Genomic DNA, 22,592 nt, shown 5'->3' with positions numbered 1-22,592 from the left:
CCTTTTTCAAAGAGGAACCGCCTTGAAAACCTCCCTTACTGCGGCCGGCGCTTTGGCCGTAGCCGTCATGCTGTCCGCGTGCAGCCCGGACCAGCCGACCGTTCAGGCGCCACGACCGGTACGCACCGTTGAAATCAGCTACGACAATGCTCGCGACGTCAGTCGCTACGTGGGCACCGTACAGTCGCGACATGAAGTCGACCAGGCCTTCCGCGTGGGCGGCAAAGTCGCCCAGCGCAACGTCGATGTAGGCCAGTTTGTGCGCGAAGGCAGCATCCTGGCTGTGCTGGATGACAGCGACTACCGCCTCGCGGAAGAAGCCTCGCGACAACAATGGGCGGTCGCCGTCGAGCAGACGCGCCAGGCCGACTCGGACCGCCAGCGCCTGACCGCGCTGAAGGCTGACGGCTCGGTCAGTGCGGCCGACGACGAGCGCGCGCATACAAATGCCCAGACCGCGCATGCAACCGCTGAAGCCGAGGCGCGAAAGCTCGAGCTTGCGCGCAACCGGCTCAAGTACACCGTGCTGCGCGCCTCGCGTAGCGGCGTCGTCACGGCCGTGCGCTTTGAGGCCGGACAGGTCGTTCCGGAGGGCCAACCGGTTGTATCGATCGCGAATCCGGATGAATCCGAGATCGTCATTGATGTGCCCGAGGATCAGTTGTCCGTCTTCAAGGAGGCGCGTTTCAAGGCCTCGCTGGCCAGTGCGCCGAACGAGATCTTCGATGCCACACTGCGCGAACTGTCGCCGCAGGCCGCGGCGCAAACGCGCACCTATCGCGCGCGGCTCAAACCGATGCAGGCGCTGCCCCTGGGTGCCACTGCCACGGTAACGGCCGAGCGCGTGATGACCAGTGTCTCGGTGGCAGCGGTGCCAGCCACGGCATTGACGCAAAACGGCGGCCAGCCGGCGCTGTGGGTGGTCACGCCCGAGGGCAAGGATCCGGTAGGCGTCGTCGAACTGGTGCAGGTGGCCGTGTTGGGCTACCGCAACGACGAGGTGCTCGTCTCCGGGCCGCAGGCCGGCGCATTGGTCGTCACCGCCGGGGTGCAGAAGATGGCATCCGGACTGAAGGTCGCGCTTCCCGGCGCGGCGATTGTTGACGCGAACACCACGCAGCAGGCCGCCCGATGAACAACCTGAACCTCACCGACTGGGCGCTGCGCCATCGCGCCATCGTCCTGTTCATGCTCCTCATTGTCGCAGTGGCCGGCGCCTTCAGCTTCACCAGGCTCGGTCAGCTCGAGGATCCGAACTTTTCCGTGCCCTCCATGACCGCCATGGTCATCTGGCCGGGCGCCACCGCCCAGCAGATGCAGGACCAGGTCCTCAACCGCATGGAGAAGAAATTCGAGCAGATCGACAACTTCGAGAAGGTGGTCACCTACGCGCGGCAAGGCTACGCCGGCATGACGCTCACCGTACGCGGCGGCACCTCCAAGGCTGACCAGCGCGAGGCCTGGTACCAGGCGCGCAAGAAACTCAACGACCTGAGCCGCGAGCTGCCTGACGGTGTGATCGGCCCGATCGTAAACGACGAGTACGGCGACGTGTATGGCCTGATGTACGCGGTCAAGGGCGACGGCATCGGCCACGCCGACCTGTCGGACGCGGCGGAGGACATCAAGCGCCAGATGCTGAGGGTGCCGATGGTCAAGAAGATCGATCTCATCGGCAAGCAGGCCAAGCGTGTCTACGTCGAGTTCTCGCACGAGCGCCTGGCAGCGCTGGGCATTACACCGCTGGCCATCGCCGAAAGCCTCAAAAGCCAGAACGCCATGTTGCCCGCAGGCCAGATCGACACCAACGGCGACCGCGTCATGGTGCGCGTGAGCGGCCAGTTCGCCAACGAAGAGGCTATCCGCAACGTGCCCATCGCTGCAGGCGGCCGGCAGATCAAGCTCGGCGACATCGCGACCGTTACACGTGGCTTCGAGGATCCGCCGACCTACACGGTGCGCCACAACGGCCAGCCAGTGCTGATGCTCGGCATCACGATGACCAGCGACGGCAACATCGTGGACCTTGGCAAGGCGATGGACACGGCAGTCACCAAGATCCAGTCGGAACTTCCGCACGGCGTGGAGCTGGAGCTCGTGGCCGACCAACCCACCACGGTGAAGGATGCCATCCACGACTTCGCGCACGCGCTGGCCGAGGCGCTGATCATCGTGATCGCGGTGAGCCTCGCCAGCCTGGGCTGGCGCGCCGGCCTCGTGGTCGCGACCACGGTGCCGCTGGTGTTGGGCGGCGTGGCGCTGGTGATGCTGGCGATGGGCTGGAACCTGGAGCGTATCTCGCTCGGCTCGCTGATTATCGCGTTGGGACTGCTAGTGGATGACGCCATCATCGCCATCGAGATGATGGTAGCGAAAATGGAAACCGGCATGGACCGCGTAAAGGCGGCCGCCTTCTCCTATCAGTCCACCGCCATGCCGCGCCTGACCGGCGCTCTGATCACCGTCGTGGGCTTCCTGCCGATCGGCCTCTCGAAGTCCACCACCGGCGAGTACGCGGGTGGCATTTTCTGGATCGTCGGCGCCGCGGTGCTGTTCTCGTGGATCTGTTCCGGCATCTTCACGCCGTACCTGGCGGTCAAGATGCTGCCCAACGACTTGGGCAAGCACCAGCATGGTGATCTGTACGACACGAAGTTCTACCGCACCCTGCGCCGCCTGATCGACGCCGCCATCGAGCGCCGCTGGGTGGTCATCGGTGCGACGATTGGCGCTCTGGTGCTTGCCCTGGCCTGTATCAAACTAGTGCCGCAGCAATTCTTCCCCAACAGTTCGCGCCCTGAACTGGTCATTGACCTGCGCGTCAAGGAAGGCGCCTCGTTCGCCGCGACGACCGAGCAGGTCAAGCACATGGAGGAGATCCTGGCGAAGGATGAGGACGTGCGTTTCTATACCGCCTACACCGGCGCCGGCGCACCGCGCTTCTATCTCTCGCTCAACCCCGAACTGCCAAATCCGGGATTTGCCCAGCTCGTTGTGATGACCAAGGACCTGGATGCACGCGAGCGGGTACGTGCGCGGCTGGTGGCCTCGGCCGACCAACAATTCCCGCAGGCGTGGGTGCGTGTGACCCGACTCGAGTTGGGGCCGCCTGTCGGCTACCCAGTACAGTTTCGCGTCGTCGGCCCCGATACCCAAGTGGTGCGCCGGATCGCCCGTGAGGTGGAGAACGTAGTTGCGTCCAACCCGAAGGTGCGCGACCTCCAGCTCGACTGGAACGACCCGGTGCGCACGCTGAAGGTCGAGCTTGATCAGGATAAGGCGAGCGCGCTAGGCCTCACGCCGGCCGACGTGTCGCTGGCGACCCAGACCGTGATGAACGGCGCCACCCTGTCGCAGCTGCGTGAGCACGAGGACCTGATCGACATCGTGGCCCGTGCCGTACCTGAAGAGCGCTTGAGCCTCGACACATTGAAAGACATCAACCTCTACACGCGCCAGGGCACGGTTGTGCCACTGTCGCAAGTCGCACAGATGCGCTCTGGGCTGGAAGAACCAGTACTGTGGCGCCGCAACCGCGACATGGCGATCACGGTGCGTGCCGACGTGAAGGATGGCGAGCAAGGTGTATCGGTGACGCAGGAGATCCAGCCGTTGCTTAAGGATATCGAAGCGAAGCTGCCGTCGGGCTACCGCATCGACGTCGGCGGCGCGGTGGAGGAAAGTGACAAAGCCAACAAGGCACTGCTGGCGGTGGCTCCGCTGATGCTGATCAGCATCCTGCTGCTGCTTATGTTGCAACTGCAGAGCTTCTCTCGCATGTGGATGGTGGTGCTGACCGCACCGCTGGGCCTGATCGGTGTGGTGCCGGCGCTGTTGGTGTTCCAGTCGCCGCTGGGCTTCGTCGCAATCCTGGGCATCATCGCATTGGGTGGCATGATCATGCGCAACTCGGTGATCCTGATCGATCAGGTACAAACCGAGATCGCCGAAGGACGCGACCCGTGGAATGCTGTGCTGGATGCCGCCATTCACCGAGCCCGTCCGGTGATGCTGACGGCGCTGGCTACCGTGCTCGCAATGATCCCGCTAACACGCAGTGTGTTCTGGGGGCCGATGGCAATTGCGATCATGGGCGGCCTTACCGTGGCGACGCTACTGACGATCTTCTTCGTCCCGGCGCTATACGCCGCATGGTTCAAAGTGAATCGCCAGACGGCCACTGACAGCCAACAAGTGATGAGGGACGGCGCGCTCGCTTCTGAGTGAGGCGTGCCGTGACACCCCGACCTCACCGCTATTAGAAGGACTTGCTCAGCGCCGTTTCTGAAAACCATCGAGGTCAGCCGCGAGGTTCTGCGAACGTTACTTTCTTTCGCTCCCTCGCGGCTTGCAGGAAATCCTGATGGGCTCGACGCCCACTAAAAGCAGCAAGCTATGGCCTATGGCTAAGGCTTTGTGGTCAGGTGAACGGCGAGAGGACGGGGTGGCGTCCTACCCCCTAGGCTTGCTTGCTTATTCGCTGTTTCAGTTTGACCCGTATTGTCAGGACGGATCTTGAACCAGATGGAGTACATCGCTGGCAGGAACACCAGCGTCATGATGGTTCCGACGAACGTGCCTCCGATCAGCGTGTAGGCCAGCGTCCCCCAGAAGACGGAGTGTGTCAGCGGAATGAATGCCAGGATGGCCGCAAGCGCTGTCAGCAGTACCGGGCGGGCACGTTGTACCGTGGCTTCGACCACTGCGTGAAACGGGTCCAGCCCTTCTTGCGCGTTGTGGTGGATTTGCCCAATCAGAATCAGCGTATTGCGCATCAAAATGCCCGAAAGGGCGATTAGACCGACCAGAGCGTTGATACCAAAAGGCTGCTGGAAGATAAGCAGTGTTGGCACCACACCAATCAACCCCAGTGGCGAGGTGAGGAATACCATAATCATCGCCGAGATCGAACGGACCTGCAGAATGATGACCAGCAGCGTCATGGCAATCATGATCGGGAATAACGGCAACATCGCTTTAGCGGCCTTGCCCGACTCCTCGATTGCACCCGCCTGCTCAATCCGGTACCCGCCAGGCAGCTTGTCTATGACCGGCTGCAGCTCCTTGATGATCACGCTCGAGACGTCCGGTGGCTGCAAGCCTTCGGCAATGTCGCCGCGCACGGTAATGGTCGGCGTGCGGTCACGACGTCGGAGGATCGGATCCTCCATACGAACATCGACCTCTCCCACCTGAGACAGCGGAATCCGCTGACCCGCCGTGCCTACCAGCGTAAAACCTTCTATCTTGGCGGGATCGAGCCTGATATCACCCGCTGCGCGACCAACCACCTGCACCGAGCGAATGTCCTCACGAACCGCGGTGATCGGTACTCCGGCCAGCAGGAACTGCAGTTGCTGCGCGACTGAGTTTGACGTCAACCCCACCGCCTCCAAGCGATCCTGATCCAGAGCAAAATGCAGCGTCGGCGTCAGCGGTCCCCAATCGGTGTTGACGGTTCTCATCATCGGGCTCGACTGCAACACGTCCTGTACCTGGCCCGCAATCTCGCGCAACTTTGACGGATCAGGTCCCATCACCCGGTAGGCAACAGGGAATGGCGAGTACGGCCCGAAAACAAGCTGAGTCACCCTGACACGCGCTTCTGGAGCAAGTCCCTCAGCCGCCGCTTCGCGGATACGGAACTTGAGGGTCTCGCGCTCCTCCTGGCTGTCCGTCAGCACCACAATCTTCGCGAATGACGGATCAGGGAGTTCCGGTGCCATCGCTAGATAGAAGCGCGGCGCGCCCTGCCCGATATAGGCCGTGACGATCTTTGCCTCATCCTGCTTTTGCAGCCAGGTCTCTATCTTGGCGGTGGTCGAGCTGGTCTGCTCAATGGAGGCTCCATAAGGCATTTGCACTTCAATCAATACCTCGGGACGGTCCGAGGTAGGGAAGAACTGCTTCTTGACCAGGCTCATGCCGAGGATCGCCACGACAAACGAAGCGATGACAGTGCCGGCCACCAGCCATTTGCGAGCGATGACTCGCGTCAAAACATGGCGGAAGCGGTTGTAGTTAGGGGTGTTGTAGATGGCCGCGTGACCACCCTCGACTTTCTTGATGTTCGGCAACATCTTCACCCCCAGGTATGGGGTAAAAGCGACCGCAACCACCCAGGAGGCAATCAGGGCAATGCCCACGATCCAGAACATGTTGCTGGTGTACTCGCCGGCTGTCGATTGCGCGAAGCCGTTGGGCATAAAGCCGATAGCCGTCACTAGCGTACCGGAAAGCATCGGCGCGGCCGTATGACTCCAGGCGTACGCGGAAGCTTTGATGCGGTCGTAGCCCTCTTCCATTTTCACCACCATCATTTCGATAGCAATGATGGCGTCGTCCACCAGCAGTCCAAGCGCCAGAATCAACGAGCCAAGGGTGATACGGTCAAAGTTCTTTCCAGTGGCCGCCATCACCACAAACACCACAGCCAACGTCAATGGCACAGCCGCAGCGACCACAACGCCTACACGCCAGCCCATGCTGAGAAAGCAGACAAGCATCACCACAAGCAGCGCGACGAAAAATTTGACCATGAACTCGCCGACGGCCGAATCGATATTTACAGATTGATCGGTGACCTTGGACAGCGTCATGCCCAAAGGCATGCCTTCATTTATCTTGACCGTCTCCGCGTCCAACGCCTTGCCGAGGTCAAGACCGTTCCAACCCTCACGCATCACGATCCCCAGCAACAAGGCCTCTTCACCGTTATTGCGTACGAGAAAGGTTGCGGGATCTTCATAACCACGTTCGATCGTCGCCACGTCAGAGAGTTTGAGTGTGCGCCCCTGAACCGCAATGGGTGTGTCACGAATCTTCTGCACCTTATCGAAGGCGCCATCCAGCCGGAGGAAGACCTGCGGCCCATTGGTTTCGATCGAACCGGCGGGCGTGAGCACGTTTTGATTATTCAGCGCGGCAAAGATGTCCTGAGGAGATACGCCCAAGGTGGCCAACCGATCGTGCGAGAAGGAAACAAAGATACGTTCGGGCTGCTCCCCAATAATGTTGACCTTCTTCACACCCGGCACATGCAACAGTTGTTGGCGCAACGACTCTGCATCACGCACCAACAGTCGCTGCGGCTCGCCTTTGGCTTTCAGGGCGAACAGCGCAAATGTCACGTCCGAAAATTCGTCGTTGACCATTGGCCCGATGACACCCGCCGGCAGCTTCCTGGCCTCATCGTCGAGCTTTTTGCGCGCCTGATAGAACTCCTCCTGCACTTGCGAGGGCGGCGTGCTATCGAGCAGTGACACCATCGTGAAAGCGAGGCCAGGACGGGTGTAGGTTTCCGTGCGGTCGTACCATTTCAGTTCTTGCAGGCGTTTTTCAAGTGGCTCTGCGACCTGATCCTGCATCTCCTGCGCCGTGGCGCCCGGCCACGCGGTAATGACCGTCAACTGCTTGACCGTAAAGGGAGGATCTTCCGCACGCCCCAGCTGAAAGAACGCCAAGATGCCCGCAACGGCAATCAGGAAGATCAGAAACACCGTGATAGAGCGCTCACGAACTGCGATCGCGGAAAGATTGAAGCGCCCCTCGCTCATGGACGACCCCCGGCAACTTTGACGTCATCCTGTTGAAGCAATCTCACCTCTTCACCTTCGCGCAACAGATGTGCGCCTAACGCTACGATCTGCTCGCCGACTTTGAGGTCACCCGCGACTCGCACTGTGTCGTCGCTCAAGCCCAGGATGTGTACAGGTCGCCAGGCCACCTTCGCCGGTGTACCGGCGATGACCCACACGCCAGTGCCTTGGCCTGGGTCATAAACGGCAGCGATCGGTACTTGCAGCCCCTGCCCTTGCGTGGCGCCTTCAGCGATCCGCAGCGTGACGGTCGAACCTATCGGTGCATTGGCCTGCGCCCCCTCAAGCACATACCGCGCCTCGAAGGTGCGTGTCATTCGATCGGCCGAGTCAGAAAGCAGCCTCAGCTTCGCTGTAACAGCATCCGTGGTATTGCCATAAAGCGTCGCCTGCGCGATGGATCCTGCTGCGGGGCGCAACGTCTCGGGCAGGTGCACGATGGCTTCGCGCTGCCCTGCCCGCGCCAGTCGAACCACGGGCTGTCCCGGGCTGACAACTTGTCCGGGCTCGGCGAGCGTCTCCACCACAACGCCGTCGGAATCCGCAAACAGCACCGCATAACCAGAAGCATTGCGGGCTACATCAGCCTGCGCTTCAGCGGCGCTAAGCTGCGCCTTTGCGGTATCCGCTGCGGCTTTGATCTGGTCATAGGCCGATGCAGAAATAGCACCTGCGGCGACCAGGTCACGATATCGAGCCTCGTCATCTGCTGTCTGTTTGGCTCGGGCCCGAGCGGCTATGACTGACTCTTGCTGTGCTCGCGCCTGCAACCCCAGGTCGACTGGGTCGAGACGCATGAGTGGCTGACCACGTTTAACGGTCTGACCGGTGTCAACCAGACGCTCAAGCACCTTGCCTGATACCCGAAAACCCAGATCGCCCTGGACGCGGGCAGCCACGACACCAGTGAAAGAACGTGAGGCGTCGGAGGCCCCCTGAACCGCTGCGGACCTAACCAGAGGAGCATGCGTGCGCGGATCTTCAACGGTAGATGAGTCGCCACATGCCGTCAGGACGAGAGGCAACAAGCAAGCGGCAATGGGGAAAGGTCGAAGCCGGCGCATAGGTTCCCTTACTTAAAAATAGGACGAGCGCCATATTCTCAGCCCAGTGACCATATGTGTCAATGGTCACAAACCATGAAACATTCGGCTTCTCAAGCTCAACACAGAAACCACAGCTACCAATGAGAAAACCCAAAATCACCTCAATTGACAGGGTGTGACTATTGAGTAATATGGTCACAAATATCCTCTATTGAAGGAACCTCAATGCCTCCCCTCCGTCCAATTGCTCTTTTGGTCAGCGCCGGCTTATTGGCAGGTTGCGCGGTCGGTCCGGACTACCATCGTCCAGACGCTCCGCTTTCGGATCGTTACTTGGGTCAGCCTTCTGTCGAACAGCGTCGTGGAGCGACGCCGACCAGTCTTGTAGCTTGGTGGGAAGGCTTTGGTGATCCAGTGCTAACCGACTTCATCTCGAAGGCGCTTGAGCAGAATCTGGACCTGGCGCAGGCGTCGGCGCGAGTCACACAGGCGCGGGCCGGACTAGGTGCTGCAAATGCCGCTTTACTCCCCTCAGGGAACATCAGCGGACAGGCCGCACGCTCCTACCAGTCAATCGAGACGCCGCTCGGCCAAGTGCTGAACTCGACTCCTGGCTATGATCGGTACGGAAGTTCCTACGAGGCCAACCTCGATGCCAGCTGGGAGGTAGATGTCTTTGGCGGATTGCGCCGCGGACGCGAGGCTGCTGTGGCCGAGTACCAGGCGTCCCAGGCGGGCGTCGCTGCCACACGATTGGCCATCGCCGCCCAGACCGCTGATATCTACATCACTATCCGCGGACTGCAGACCCGGCTGGACATTGCGAATCGGCAAGTTAAAACGCAGCAGGAGTTGCTGGAGAAAGTCCAATTGCTCTACAGCAAGGGGCTCGCCGCCAACTATCAGGTTCACCAGACAGAGGGCGCGCTATCGCAGGTCCAAGCGACAGTGCCGGTCCTGCAGACCGGTCTGGATGCGGCCATGAATGCGCTGGATGTAATGCTCGGCACGCCGCCAGGCACTCACCGCACGCAACTGGCAAGTGCGGGGAGCATTCCTGTAGCGCCGCAGTTAAAGGCGATGGGAACGCCGGCCGATTTGCTGCGCCGCAGGCCAGACCTCATTGTGGCTGAGCGCCGTCTTGCGGCCTCAAACGCACGTATCGGGGAGGCGATTGCTGAGTACTACCCGAAATTCTCCCTTAGCGCATTGCTGGGCAGTGCCACGGCTGTATCCGCAGGCAACCTTTTTACCGGCGGCGCCAGCCAGTCGGCGGGCGTATTGGGACTGCGCTGGAGACTCTTCGACTTCGGTCGCATAAACGCCCAAATCGACCAAGCCAAGGGACAGGAAGCCGAAACCCTGGCCGCTTACCGCCAGTCTGTGCTGCGCGCCACCGAGGATGTCGAGAACGCGTTCTCCGCCCTGGTGAATCGGGAAGCTCAAGCAACCACCCTCACCGGGGGAGAGGCGTCTCTGACACAGGCTCGCCAATCGTCGTTCATTGCCTATGAGAAAGGCACGGCCAGCCTGATCGATGTCCTGCACGCTGACGAGACGATGCTGCAAGCTTCCGATGCTCGGGCGCAAGCGCGAACGGAATCGGCACGAGCGGCGGTTGCGGCATTCAAATCGCTAGGTGGTGGCTGGCAACCTCCTGAAGCCCAGCCTGTTGCGACACGATGATTTAACCAGGTGACGTAGCACTTGATGCACGCACCTCCACGTCCTCTCTTCGCTACTACCCAACCCGAGAGCGGGATTCGCTCATCGACTGACGACCAGTGGTCTCAGGCCGCTCTGTTGGGACGTGCTCAGCAACCCATTGCTCAATAGAAACCAACCGGAGTACAGCGAAATGAAATCGAACGAGAATTCCTGGGTGCTCATCACCGGAGCATCAAGCGGATTTGGCGAGGAGTTTGCCCGGCAATATGCAGCGCAGGGAAAATCGCTCGTTCTGGTAGCAAGAAGGCTGAGTAAGCTCGAAGCGCTATCGGCGCAGTTGCGCGAACGCTTCGGCGTTGATGTGATAGTCGAACAAGTAGACCTGTCCTCGATCCCGGCGATCATCGAACTGCATGAGCGACTCAGCGAACGCAATGTAGTGATCGATGTGCTCATCAACAATGCGGGTCATGGATTGCAGGGGCCTTTCCTGGATCAACCTCTGGATGAGTCCCTGACCATGATTGATTTGGATATCGCCAGCCTGACCGCCCTGACACGCCTTTTCGCGGCCGACATGCGAACCCGCAAACGTGGGCACATCCTGATGGTCGCAAGCTTGCTGTCCTTCCAGGGCGTGAAGAATTTCGCCGTTTACTCTGCCGCGAAAGCCTATGTTCTTCGCTTCTCTGATGCGCTTCATCGTGAACTGAAAAATGACGGTGTCGTCGTTACCGCACTTTGCCCTGGGATGTCAGATACCGGATTTGCAGAAAGCGCCAAACAACGGATCACGCCAGTCTTAAAAAGAGTGATGATGCAGCCTCAACCCGTCGTGCGTGCAGGCATCCGTGCACTGCAAGCCGGACGCATGAGTGTGGTGCCGGGTTTTGGCAACAAGGCCATTACTGTCTTGACGTGGGCCACTCCACGTCGGTTTCATCAGAGCCTGATGGCGCAGGTGATGGGCGTCTGAGGGGGTGACAAAGAGGCCTTTTACCTCAGGGGAAAGGCCCGAGATGTGTCCTTAAAGGTCGGGAGGCAACGCATGCTCCCGACAGGACATTTATCGTGTAACAGCACTCAATTAGAAGCGGTAACTGACAGACGTACCGAGCCCGCTCGCACTGTTCTTATATTTGGCACTGTATGCACCTCTGGTCGCAGAGGCGTCGTTGATCTGCACGCTCTCCTCCCATAGGTAGGAATAAGCAACATCGATGGTGACATTGTCCGCCGGAGTCCAGCCCGCACCGAAGCTGATAACCTTCCGGTCGCCCGTGGGAATACGTGGTCCTCGGTTGGTGTTGTTGGCGGGCGACTGATCAACCGAAAGACCTGCGCGAAGTACCCATTGGTTGTTCAGTTGATACGCCGCACCGATAGCGTGAGCCCACGTATCGTGCCAATTCTGCTCTTCGGTAATGGTGCCCAGAGAGCCGCTCAACGCAGGGGGTAAACCCGTGTTCTCGATAGTTAACTCTTTGAAGCGACTCCAGCGAGTCCAAGTGCTCCCCAAGTACAGGGTCCAGTCGTTATTAAGCTGATGAGTCACCGAGAAATCCACTGACTCTGGGGTATCCACATCCAGCGAAGCGTCATAACTCCGGCCGCTGACCCCCAACACGCTAAAGATGCCGTCAGTGACCTTGGTCTTCGCATCCAATTGATAACTGACTCTGGAGTGGTAGGTCATGCCCAAACGGGTTCGGTCTGTAGCCTGCACCAGAATACCGGCGTTGAAACCGAGGGCAGTGTCGTCGCCAGTGCTTTTGAGTTTTCCGTCATTGCGACCAGGACTAAGTGGATTGGGCACCATACCAGACAGCTCACCGCTGATACGGTTGATGGTCGGACCGAACCCGATCGAAACTTTGTCGTTAAAGGCATAGCTGATGGTGGGCTGGAAGGTAAGGGTCGTGACCTCGCTTTTGTTGGCGTAGTAACGCCCGGCAAAACCGCTGCCATAGTCAGTCATCAGACCGAAAGGTACATAAAACCCTACACCGAACGCCCAATGCTCATCGATGGGTTTGACGTAGTAACCCATAGGCACTGTGGTGGTTGGCACCATGTCGCCGTCTTCCTGGCCGCCGAATGTACTGCGGGTGTGGCTTATGTCGGACTTGGCGAAAAGAGTCGCCGCCCCCACGCTAACCTGCTCTCTTTTCAAGCGAGACATTCCCGCGGGATTACCGAAGACCGTACTCGCATCTTCAGCGGAGGAGGAGCGTCCGGCAAACCCGGACCCCATCCCGCTGATGCTTTGCTCATTGAGAGCGAAGCCGCTTGCAAAAACGTTTGAGGATACGAGCACGACAGCAAGGCCAAATGGGCTCTTGAGCAATATTGTTTTCATTGTTTGAACTCTATGGGTATCACTGAGATGAAACAGTAGAAGCGACGCATCACCATATTTGTTCATGTGACCAATTCATTCAATAGTCACAACATAGATAAGTAAAATGCCCTTCGACGGATGGAAGAAGGGCAAAGTGAGAGCCGTTTTGGTGAACTGTCGCTTACCCGGGTATTCCGTAAACCTTTAGCCGAAGGTCAAGGCATGAGGCTACGCAAGATGAGATTGGAGGTGAGCGTGGGCGCCTCCTCGACGAAATCAAGGTTGTACTGCAACAGCAAAGGGTTGACGAATGGCCGTAGCGCGAGATGTATCGCTTCTACTGTCTCGTCCAGCGGAGTCTTGCGTTCAAATTCGCCGATCTCTCGCCCCTCTCGCACTATTTGCGACACGAAGCGTTTGATCTGTGCGTCATAAGCCTGCGTACTGGGCCAGCTTTCCGACGCCGCGAATGCTGCAATGTCATAGAGTTTTCGGTCGTTAAAGAAAAGATTCACACCTGTGGCGATCACAGTTTTGACCAAACGTCGAAAGCGCTCCGTCGGCGACAGGCCTTCCACATTGATAGCCTGCTCCACAGTCGCGACGATTTCTGCCAGACAATTAGCGCAGATGGCTTCACCGATCGCCTGCTTGGAATCAAAAAATTTGTAGATGTAGGCCTTTGAAAACCCGATGGCCTTGGCCAGGTCGGAAACCGTGGTTTTACCGTAGCCGTATTGACTGAAGTGCTCGTTGGCCGCCGCGACAATCTGGTCTCGAATGTCGTGATCGGCTGGGCCACGGGGGCTGGGCGAAGATGAAGATATCGATGGCTGATTCATGGGAACAGCTTACTCACCCTATCGAGGACTGACAACTTGTGACCGATAAGATATATAGTCACAAATCGACCATTTTTAACGACTTTTCCGAGCAATCACAAACTTCAGCCGATCAGGCGCGAAACGGGCTGACGCTTGAGTGATCGAACATGACGGATTAACGCTCCGCAGATCCAGAGCCAGTCGCCGCCAATAAGTTGGATTAGATTGAGTTGCCACGTTCAAACCTTCGTCGGGGGCGCCTACCGTCTTATCGGTGTGGATGTTCCAGAAACTGCTCGGCGCTGTCGCAGATGTCGTACCAGCTTGGCTTTTCCTTGACGAACTCATGGAAGAGATTGGTGACGGTCAATGCCTCATCGATGCAGTTCGCAGCCAGGGGAAACGACTCGGCGGTTGACGTCACCTCGCCCAATGCTGTTCCGCAGTGCGAACAGAAGCAACGGTTGTACTTATAAGGTGCTTCTGGCTTGAAGGTGGTGATGGAATCCGAGCCGGAAATCAGCTCGAACGATGAGCGCTTTACGAAGACGAAGGTACTTGCTCCGACCTTTCTGCAACGAGAGCAGTGACATGTTCCCATCATTGTTGGAGGACTCGACACCAAGAACTTCACTGCTCCGCAGCAGCAACTACCTTTAAGCATGGCTTTCTCTCCAAATGAAACAACTGTACATAAATACAGTGCCCGTAGGAAGAGTGTTTTACCAAAACTTCAGGTATCTCAGATGGACTAGGGCAGCTTTGGGCCGGATAGCGACGGTCTAGCATCGACCGTCCCTATAGATGGTCAGACTTCCCTCTGTCCTGTCATTTCCCGGGGCAGGTAACCAGAGGCCAACCGATGCGCGCTGCACGCAGGAGACTGGCCTTAACAACCAAGCGGTGAAATGGGGCGATGATGAAGATGTAGGCCCGGCCTAGACGGTTGTGGCACTGGACCACGGTTGAAACAACGAGTTGGTGACTGCCTTCTGGCTCTGCCTCTCCAGAACACAGAACCGATATCCGGAAGTCGAGGTGCTTGTCGTCCTCTCCCAACACGATTTCAGTCTGGTTCGTGCTGTAGACCTTGAAGATTCCAATCCGATTAGCAAGTGATGCCAAGTGTTTGGCTGTCTTGAGACCAAAACAGGCAACGATAGTGTCTCGGACATTCATGAGCCATCCGATCCAGGATGGCTGGTGGGAAAAGATGAATCGAGCTAATAAATCTGGATTGCTGGATGTGCCCGCAGGGAGCCGAATCGCAAAAGCGTCCGCTAGGTTCATCGACTTGTAAAAGTGGGAGATGCCGGACCTCGAGGGGACTGGCACGGACGTAATGAGTTCGAATTCTCTGGGCATCGGGGATCTCTCCTTAGATCTAACTACTAATTAGGCGACATGCCATGTCACGTCACGTCACGTTTCTTGTTGCGATGGCTTGTCGTATAACGCTCCTTGTCGCCCTGTCAGTGCTTGTCTAGCTTAGAAGCCGTTGCGGCAAACGCGACATCGCCTGAGAGAAACACTACAAAAGCGACGGTAAGCCCTGTCGCCTTCTAGATTCGAAAGCAGCATCGGTAACGCTACCCATTTGCCATCACTGTGTCCACCGTCCGCTCCTGGCCGGTTTCAGCCGATCGGGGAAGGCACAAATCGGCCAGAAGCGGACACCCATAAGCCTCCGACTTTCTCCTAGCGATTGCAGTTTTTTTAGCTACGCTTGCCAGCAAGGGAATGGCGTAGGTGCGGCCCTCTCCTTAATGTCAGGCAAGGGAGCCAATATCTATGGATAGCTTGCAGAACGTTTATCCATCAGCCACCGTTCTGGTGGTCGACGACACCCCCGACAACCTAATGTTGATAACCGAGTTGCTCAAGGACAGATATCGGGTCAAGGCAGCCAACAGCGGCGAGAAAGCGTTGCGTCTGCTCCAGGGCGATCCACTTCCCGACCTGATCCTGCTGGACATCATGATGCCGGGCCTGTCCGGCTACGACGTTGCCGAGCAGCTCAAACTTGACACCCGCACTCGCCACATTCCGATCATTTTCCTTACCGCCATGGCTGCCACCGAGGACGAGATTCGCGGCCTGAGCCTGGGCGCTGCGGATTACATCACCAAACCGATCATCCCCCCGGTACTGATGGCCAGGGTCGCGACCCAGATCAAGATCAAGGCGGCTGCGGATTTCCTGCGCGACAAGAACGAATTTCTGGAGCAGGAGGTGCAGCGCCGCACCCGCGAGGTGATCGCCATCCAGGATGTCACCATCCACGCCATGGCATCGCTGGCTGAAACCCGCGACAACGAAACCGGCAACCACATTCGTCGTACCCAGCACTACATCAAACTGCTGGCCGAGCTGCTGCGCGAGCATCCACGCTTCCGCCACTTCCTCGACGAAGAAACTATCAAGCTGCTATTCAAGTCGGCACCGCTGCACGATATCGGCAAGATCGGCATTCCCGATCGCATCCTGCTCAAGCCGGGACGTCTCACCCCGCAAGAGTTCGAGATCATGAAGACCCACACTACATTGGGGCGCGATGCCATCCAGCACGCCGAGGATCAGTTGGGGATAGGCGTCGACTTCCTTCTTCTGGCCAAGGAAATCGCCTACGGGCACCAGGAAAAATGGGATGGCAGTGGCTATCCGCAAGGGGTGGCCACCGACGACATTCCCATCAGCGCCCGTTTGATGGCCGTGGCGGATGTCTACGATGCGCTGATCAGCCGCCGCGTGTACAAGCCCGGCATGCCCCATGAGCAGGCGGTGGAAATTATCCGCGAAGGCCGCGGTTCGCATTTCGACCCAGACATCTGCGACGCCTTTCTGGCCAATGCCGAGCGGTTCCGGGAAATTGCCGCGCGGTTCGCCGATAGCGACCAGGACATGGCCAAGCAGTTGGCCTCACTTGAGCAGATCGCTGAGCAGCCCTGAGCCCTTTGCATCATTCTGCACATCAAGCTAAACGAGGCGGTATATGAACAGACTGTTCGAGCTGCTCGAGCGCCTGTCCCTGCGCAGCAAATTGATCATCGGCTTCGCTGCGTTGCTGATATTGATCCTGATGCTGGGCGTGCAAAGCCTACGCACCCAGTATTCACTCAGGTACGAAATGCAGCAGTTGTACCAGCAGGATTTGGTCGGTATCCAGCATGTGCAGGAGGTTCGGGTGCAGCTGCCGCATCTATTGCTGGCACTGCAACGCGCCGTCGCTACCAGCAACGCGGACATCCGCATCAGCGCCAGGGCCCAGATGGCCGTCGCCCAGGAGCGTCTGCACGAGGCTCTGGAGCAGGTTCGCCCAACGCTGCGGCGACAGAGCAGCCTCAACAGCTTGTTGGCGTTTGAGGTGGTATTGCAGCGCCTGCAAAAAAATGGCGATGAAGCGCTGGAGTTGGCCGGTCAGGGTTCCCTGGGTCAGGCGTTGAAGTTGCTCAACAGTAAGGTATTTCTCGCGCTGGAGCAGGAAAGCGACGGACTGCTCATCCAGATAGAGAAAAACAAAGAAGCCGACATCCACGATACGGCGAAGAATCTGGCCGAGTATGCGCAACGCAGCAGCACGATCACTTATGTATTGCTGCTGGGCGGTTCGACGCTGGCCTTGCTGCTGACCTGGCTGGTCAGCCGCTCCATCCGCGTGCCGCTGAACCGAGTACGCGCGGCGGTTGACGAGCTGGCATCCGGCAAGTTGGACAGTCAGATCCCTCACACCGACCTGCGCAACGAAACCGGTGACCTGGCGCGCGCCATCGCCACGCTGCAACTGGAGGCTTGTCAACTTGAGCGCCAGCGCTGGGTCAAAGCCCATGCCTCGCTCCTGCAAGTGGATCTGCAACAGGCGGAGACGCCGCAGCAGTTGGCCCAGGCTTTCTTTTGCCGCATCGCGCCGCAGCTGGGCATGTGTCAGGGGGCGCTGTACGTTCTCTATGAAGGTGCGCCACGCCTGCAATTGCTGGGTGGTTATGCGGCGGACACTGAGCACCCACTGCGCGCTGAACTGGAGCTCGGTGAAGGGCTACTTGGCCAGTGCGCACTGGATCGCCAACCCCGCCAGCTCAATGATCTGCCTGAGCAATTCTGGCGTGTACGCGCACAGTTGGGCGAAGCCCCTGCCAGCCATCTGCTGGTTCAGCCTGTGCTGCGTGGCGAGCGTCTGCTCGGGGTTGTGGAAATGGCCGGCTTTCGCCCGTTGGAAGAAAATGAGGCACTGCTGCTGCAGGAAGTGCTCCCGAGGCTGGCCGGTGCGATGGCCATTATGGAGCGCAGCGAGGCGGCCCAGGCGCTGCTGCAGGAAACTCGTCGCCAGGCTGACGAAATGGGTGCCCAGGCCCTGCAACTGGAACTCCAGGCCCAGGAGCTGGAGGCTCAGCAGACGGCACTGCGCGCCACCGAGGCGTGGTACCGCGGCATTATCGAGGCAGCACCGGACGGCATGCTGGTGCTGGGCGCCGACGGTCACATCCTGATGACCAACCCGCAGATGGATGCCCTGTTTGGCTACGAACACGGCGAACTGATCAGTGCCAGCATCGAGCGTCTGGTGCCGCAGGCGGCTCGCGAGCGGCATGTTCGGCTACGCGACGGGTTCATTGCCAGCGGCGGAACCCGGCAGATGGGCGGCGATTTGAATGACCTGCACGGCGTACGCAAGGACGGCAGCCTGTTCTCCGTGGAAATTGGTCTGTCCCATCTGCCCCGCTTGGAGGGGCGTGGCGTCTGTGTTTGTGCCTCGGTACGCGACGTGAGTGAGCGCAGGGCGATGGAGGCCAAGCTACGTACTGCCAGTGATCGCCTGAATCTGGCGCAAGAGGCCGGGGACATCGGTCTATTCGACGTTGATCTGGTCAGCGGCAAAAACTATTGGACGCCACAGCTCGAAGCGCTGTTCGGGCTTGAGCCTGGCGGATTCGGTGGCACTCTGGAGCACTGGAAGGCGTTGGTGCATCCCGATGACGTGGCGCGTATCAGCCGTACGTTCGAGAGCGCAGTCCAAAGTGACGATGATCGCGTCGAGTTCGACTTCCGCATCGTGCGGCAAAACGATGGGCTGGTGCGCACGTTCAAATCGCTCAACCGATTCTCACGCACGCCTGACGGCAAGCCATTGCGCGCAACCGGAATCAACATCGATGTGACTGCACTGGCAGAGGCAAGGGCGGCGGCCGAGGACGCGACCCAGGCCAAAAGCGAGTTCCTCGCCAACATGAGCCACGAGATCCGCACGCCAATGAACGCCATCATCGGCATGAGCCACTTGGCGCTGCGTACCGAACTGGATAATCGCCAACGCAACTACATTGGAAAGGTGCACCGCTCGGCGGAGAACCTGCTGGGGATCATCAACGACATCCTCGACTTCTCCAAGATCGAGGCCGGCAGGATGAACCTCGAACAAACCCCCTTCCGCCTGGAGGACGTACTCGACAGCTTCGCCGCCATGATCGGCCTCAAGACCGAGGACAAGGGCCTGGAGTTGTTGTTCCAGACCCAGCCTGAGTTACCCACCGCACTGCTCGGAGACCCCTTGCGCCTGGGTCAAGTGCTGATCAACCTGGGCAACAACGCTGCCAAATTCACCGAGCACGGCGAGATTGTGGTCGGGGTGGAAGAAATTGGCACGCACGAGGAGCGCGTGCAGCTGCATTTCTGGGTGCGCGACACTGGCATCGGCATGACCGTCGAGCAGTGTTCGCGCATGTTTCAGTCGTTTAGTCAGGCCGACAGCTCGACCACGCGCAAGTACGGTGGCACCGGGCTGGGCTTGTCCATCTCGAAGAAGTTGGTGGAGCTGATGGACGGCCACATTTGGGTTGAGAGCGAGCCTGGGGTCGGCTCCACGTTCCATTTCCAGGTACGCATTGGCGTGCAGCAAGGCGTTCAGCCGCGTCGCATGTTCAAGGCCGACGAACTGCTGGGTATGCGGGTGCTGGTAGTGGACGACAACGCTAGTGCTCGTGAAATCCTCTCGGGCATGGCACGCAGCTTTGGCCTGGAGGTGGATGTCGCGGAGAATGGTAGCCTGGCGCTGCGCATGCTGGCCGACGCCGAGCATAAGGCGATACCCTACGATCTGGTGCTGATGGACTGGCGGATGCCTGGCATGGATGGCATGGAAACCGTGAGTAGAATGCATTCCGCCAGCCTGACGCATACGCCGTCGGTGATCATGGTCACCGCCTTTGGCCGCGAGGAGGCACGCGAGGAAGCCGAGCGCCAGGGCATCCAGTTACCGGTGGTGCTGACCAAGCCAGTAACACCGTCCTCTTTGCTCGAAGCCATCGGTGTGGTGCTGCGTAAAGGCCCGCAGGGCGATACTCGGGCCGGCGAACGCTCCCAACAGAATGCCAGCACCGTAGCCAGCCTGAATGGTGCCCGGCTGCTGCTGGTAGAAGACAACGAGCTGAATCAGGAACTGGCCTGCGAGCTGCTGGAGAGTGTCGGAATACAGCTGCGACTGGCCAGGCACGGCCAGGAGGCTCTGGACATCCTGACCGAGGATGGCAGCTTCGACGGCGTGCTGATGGATTGCCAAATGCCGGTGATGGACGGCTACACCGCCACCCAGAGGATTCGCCAACAGCCGCGCTTTAATGCTTTGCCGGTGATCGCCATGACCGCCAACGCCATGGACGGTGATCGCGAGCGAGCCCTGAACAGTGGCATGAACGACCATATATCCAAGCCACTCAATGTCGATGACATGTTCGCCACACTGGCAAAATGGATCAGGCCACAGGCTGCTCCAGCATCGCCAAATGTAGGCCTGTCAGGTGGGCTTCCGGATCGTCTTGAGGGCATTGATATGGTTGCCGGCCTGGCGACCTGTATGGGCCGGCGAGAACTCTATCTGCGCCTGCTCTGCAAGTTTCGCGACACTCAGGCAGGTTTTGCCGAGCAATTCCAGGCCGCACTGGCCGACTCGGATGATAGCGCGGCCGGACGTGTGGCCCACAGTCTGCGCGGCACGGCCGGCAACATCGGTGCCAGGGCCGTGGCGCAGGCCGCCGCGGTGCTGGAACTGGCCTGCCAGAACGACGAGCCCGCTATGGTGGTGCAAGAGCTGGCGACAGAGGTCGAGCGTTGCCTGCTGCCGACATTGACCGCTCTGGCCGGCCTCGCCGGAAACGCCCCAGCATCAATGGGCGAGGCCCCGCAGGATGGCCCAGAGTTGAGCGAGCAGTTGAACAGGCTCAAGGGTCTGTTGGCCGAAAGCGACACGGCAGCCATGGATGCGCTTACCGAGCTGCGCAATCTGTCACTCGATCGGGCCTTGGCCAAGCGTCTGACTCTGGTCGCGGAGCAGGTGCAACTGTTCGACTTTGATCGTGCCCTGGAACTGTTGCAGGACTGCTGAATTTTGCCAGGAAAGGAGCTACTGACCTCTTCTGGCAACTAGAGACCGACTGGCTGGTTTGGGTCGAGAGCGTGTAAAACACAACTACGAACAACACTCGCAAGGAATGCAGATGATCGATGGTCCCGCCGTTTTGACAGTCTTTTTGGTTTACCTGGCCGGTGTCATTATTCCAGGGCCAAATTTCGTTGCAGTAGTCCACAAAGCGGTCGCTGCTACGCGGTCAGAAGCTTTGGCCTTGGTAGCAGGCATCGTATTGGTCAATTTATTCTGGGCTACCTGTGCAATCGCAGGTATCGGCGTTGTATTTACTGCGTTCCCTTGGGCGGCGCTGATCGTAAAAGTTCTGGGGGCAGCCTATCTGATGTGGTTTGGATTCCGACTGCTGCTCAAGGCCGGGAAGAGCGCGCTTGCCCCCTGTAATAATGCTGTCGTCGGAAACTTTCGGCAGTCATTCATTCAGGGGGTCGTTACGAACATTGGCAATCCTAAATCCATGGCCTTCTATGCCGCTATTTTCTCAGCGGCAGCCCCCGCTCACGTTTCACCAAGCACGTTTTTGTCGATGCTGGCAGTCGTAGTGGTGGTTTCGATGACTTGGTATGGAGTGGTCGCAATCGCTCTTTCGCAACCTGAGATCGCTTCTGCGTATCGAAGGAGGAAAAAAGCTATTGATCGATTATGCGGTGGTTTGATTTTGTCTCTAGGGATCCGGCAGCTGGTTCAATAAGTCTACGATTGAGTATCTATCCCATCCGAAAGCCCTTGCTATGATTTCAGAGAATTTCATCGCAAGGATTGCCCATGAAGCGCTTTATTCAAGGTGAACATCTAGCGCGTTTTCACACAACTTGGGTCGATAGCAGCCCTTTGTGACAGACAGGAATCGGCCAAAAACTGACAGAGGAAAGGGTACAAATTGTGCCTTTTCTCGGCTCCGAGCCAAGCAGCCTATTGCTCTACTTGACGAACCTGAGGCACGCAAAACCCGTCTTGATACGCAACTGTTGAATGGGTTCGACGCTCTCCTGAGTTCCGACTTTCTTGACTACGCCAAGTCCGCAGTAATATTGGTCGCTGGTGAAGATGGGTAGGATGCCCGTCTTGGACTCACTCCAGGAGCCCGACTTCAAGGTGTAAGTTGCTCCCTCCTGAGGCGTGAAGGAAAAGGGGATTTGACACATGCTACCCGCGACTACTTGCCGGTAGGTCAATACCAGCTCTTTGCCCACTGCTACCTGCGCTTCGATAAAACCGTCGGTGTATGGCAATGGCGTGAAGCCCGCGTAACAACCCGATTCGTTAAAGGTCATAGCGTCAAGATTGGTGCCACTTTCATATTTAAGGCGAACCGTCGCCGAGGGTTCATCCGGCCGGGGAAAGAGATACTGCTTGCCCTGAAATAGTGAAGTACAACCGCTGAGTGCCACTGCTCCAGCCAGCAGCGCATACGTCCAGCCAAACTTGTCATTCCCGTACATCAACTGCTCCCTGATACCTCCGGACTTCCTTGAAAATCTCGGGGTCGGACGATATTGAAAAATGGCCTTATGATACTAAATCTTGTGAAGGCCCAGGCAGCTTGTACACGGTGGGTTGAGGAAACGTCCGCTCCTGGCCCAGAGTGTGTAAAAACGTTAGATCCCGTTTCGATCTTCAAGGCTGTCCGGCTGTCCGGCTTCGTAGCCTGATCAAGGCACGATGTCCCTTCCTGATGAGCTAAACCTCCCCAGCAACGCGCCA

15 protein-coding genes are annotated in these 22,592 nt (G+C 58.6%); 7 read left to right on the top strand and 8 right to left on the bottom strand.

All coding sequences use genetic code 11. The features are described from left to right. Positions 1 to 22: 22 nt before the first annotated feature. Together KGB18_RS27980 and KGB18_RS27975 are read left to right on the top strand one after the other, a co-directional pair. Positions 23 to 1,135: an efflux RND transporter periplasmic adaptor subunit gene (locus tag KGB18_RS27980; protein WP_223570832.1), complete on the top strand. Its 1,113-nt coding sequence runs from the start codon at positions 23 to 25 to the stop codon at positions 1,133 to 1,135. Next, the gene (locus KGB18_RS27975) at positions 1,132 to 4,227 is read left to right on the top strand and encodes an efflux RND transporter permease subunit (protein WP_223570831.1); all 3,096 of its coding nucleotides are present in this window, start codon (positions 1,132 to 1,134) and stop codon (positions 4,225 to 4,227) included. Before KGB18_RS27980 ends, KGB18_RS27975 begins: the two co-directional genes overlap by 4 nt. Before the next feature lie 179 nt (positions 4,228 to 4,406). On the opposite strand, the gene KGB18_RS27970 is transcribed toward KGB18_RS27975, so the two are convergent. The 3 genes from KGB18_RS27970 to KGB18_RS27960 are packed head-to-tail and all read right to left on the bottom strand — an operon-like array spanning position 4,407 to position 8,843. Further along, the gene (locus tag KGB18_RS27970) at positions 4,407 to 7,556 is read right to left on the bottom strand and encodes an efflux RND transporter permease subunit (RefSeq protein ID WP_223570830.1); all 3,150 of its coding nucleotides are present in this window, start codon (positions 7,554 to 7,556) and stop codon (positions 4,407 to 4,409) included. Further along, positions 7,553 to 8,662, bottom strand: coding sequence for an efflux RND transporter periplasmic adaptor subunit (locus tag KGB18_RS27965; RefSeq protein ID WP_223570829.1), 1,110 nt, complete (start codon positions 8,660 to 8,662; stop codon positions 7,553 to 7,555). Before KGB18_RS27965 ends, KGB18_RS27970 begins: the two co-directional genes overlap by 4 nt. Beyond that, positions 8,580 to 8,843, bottom strand: a complete 264-nt coding sequence (locus KGB18_RS27960) for a hypothetical protein (RefSeq protein WP_201060135.1) — start codon at positions 8,841 to 8,843, stop codon at positions 8,580 to 8,582. The genes KGB18_RS27965 and KGB18_RS27960 overlap by 83 nt, the downstream gene beginning before the upstream one ends. A gap of 26 nt (positions 8,844 to 8,869) precedes the next feature. Here KGB18_RS27960 and KGB18_RS27955 point away from each other — a divergent pair, with 26 nt between their 5' ends. Together KGB18_RS27955 and KGB18_RS27950 are read left to right on the top strand one after the other, a co-directional pair. Next, on the top strand, positions 8,870 to 10,330 hold the full coding sequence (locus KGB18_RS27955) for an efflux transporter outer membrane subunit (RefSeq protein WP_223570828.1): 1,461 nt from the start codon (positions 8,870 to 8,872) through the stop codon (positions 10,328 to 10,330). Between the two features lie 172 nt (positions 10,331 to 10,502). Further along, complete coding sequence (locus KGB18_RS27950; protein WP_223570827.1) at positions 10,503 to 11,288, top strand: SDR family NAD(P)-dependent oxidoreductase; 786 nt, start codon at positions 10,503 to 10,505, stop codon at positions 11,286 to 11,288. A 111-nt stretch (positions 11,289 to 11,399) separates the two neighbouring features. Here the strand turns inward: KGB18_RS27950 and KGB18_RS27945 are convergent, their stop codons facing one another. The 4 genes from KGB18_RS27945 to KGB18_RS27930 form a co-directional block, all read right to left on the bottom strand. Continuing rightward, entirely contained in the window at positions 11,400 to 12,671 is a 1,272-nt protein-coding gene (locus KGB18_RS27945; RefSeq protein WP_223570853.1) for an OmpP1/FadL family transporter, read from the bottom strand. Between the two features lie 197 nt (positions 12,672 to 12,868). Next, positions 12,869 to 13,495, bottom strand: a complete 627-nt coding sequence (locus tag KGB18_RS27940; protein ID WP_123721178.1) for a TetR/AcrR family transcriptional regulator — start codon at positions 13,493 to 13,495, stop codon at positions 12,869 to 12,871. Between the two features lie 250 nt (positions 13,496 to 13,745). Further along, the gene (locus KGB18_RS27935; RefSeq protein ID WP_223570826.1) at positions 13,746 to 14,141 is read right to left on the bottom strand and encodes a GFA family protein; all 396 of its coding nucleotides are present in this window, start codon (positions 14,139 to 14,141) and stop codon (positions 13,746 to 13,748) included. Positions 14,142 to 14,305: 164 nt separating this feature from the next. Further along, the gene (locus KGB18_RS27930; protein ID WP_123721176.1) at positions 14,306 to 14,842 is read right to left on the bottom strand and encodes a DUF2867 domain-containing protein; all 537 of its coding nucleotides are present in this window, start codon (positions 14,840 to 14,842) and stop codon (positions 14,306 to 14,308) included. 426 nt (positions 14,843 to 15,268) lie between these two features. Between KGB18_RS27930 and KGB18_RS27925 the strand changes: the two genes are divergently transcribed. From KGB18_RS27925 to KGB18_RS27915, 3 genes are all read left to right on the top strand, one after another. Then, complete coding sequence (locus tag KGB18_RS27925) at positions 15,269 to 16,426, top strand: two-component system response regulator (RefSeq protein ID WP_223570825.1); 1,158 nt, start codon at positions 15,269 to 15,271, stop codon at positions 16,424 to 16,426. A 43-nt stretch (positions 16,427 to 16,469) separates the two neighbouring features. After that, entirely contained in the window at positions 16,470 to 20,849 is a 4,380-nt protein-coding gene (locus tag KGB18_RS27920; protein WP_223570824.1) for a response regulator, read from the top strand. Positions 20,850 to 20,961: 112 nt separating this feature from the next. Then, positions 20,962 to 21,579: a LysE family translocator gene (locus tag KGB18_RS27915; RefSeq protein WP_123721173.1), complete on the top strand. Its 618-nt coding sequence runs from the start codon at positions 20,962 to 20,964 to the stop codon at positions 21,577 to 21,579. Positions 21,580 to 21,808: 229 nt separating this feature from the next. Here KGB18_RS27915 and KGB18_RS27910 read toward each other — a convergent pair whose 3' ends face one another. After that, on the bottom strand, positions 21,809 to 22,330 hold the full coding sequence (locus KGB18_RS27910; RefSeq protein ID WP_223570823.1) for a hypothetical protein: 522 nt from the start codon (positions 22,328 to 22,330) through the stop codon (positions 21,809 to 21,811). Positions 22,331 to 22,592 lie beyond the last annotated feature (262 nt).

Source organism: Pseudomonas sp. BF-R-26 (genome assembly GCF_019947395.1).
Classification (GTDB): domain Bacteria; phylum Pseudomonadota; class Gammaproteobacteria; order Pseudomonadales; family Pseudomonadaceae; genus Aquipseudomonas; species Aquipseudomonas farris.
Note: the sequence above shows the minus strand (reverse complement) of the source record. Positions and strands in the feature narration are given on the sequence as shown.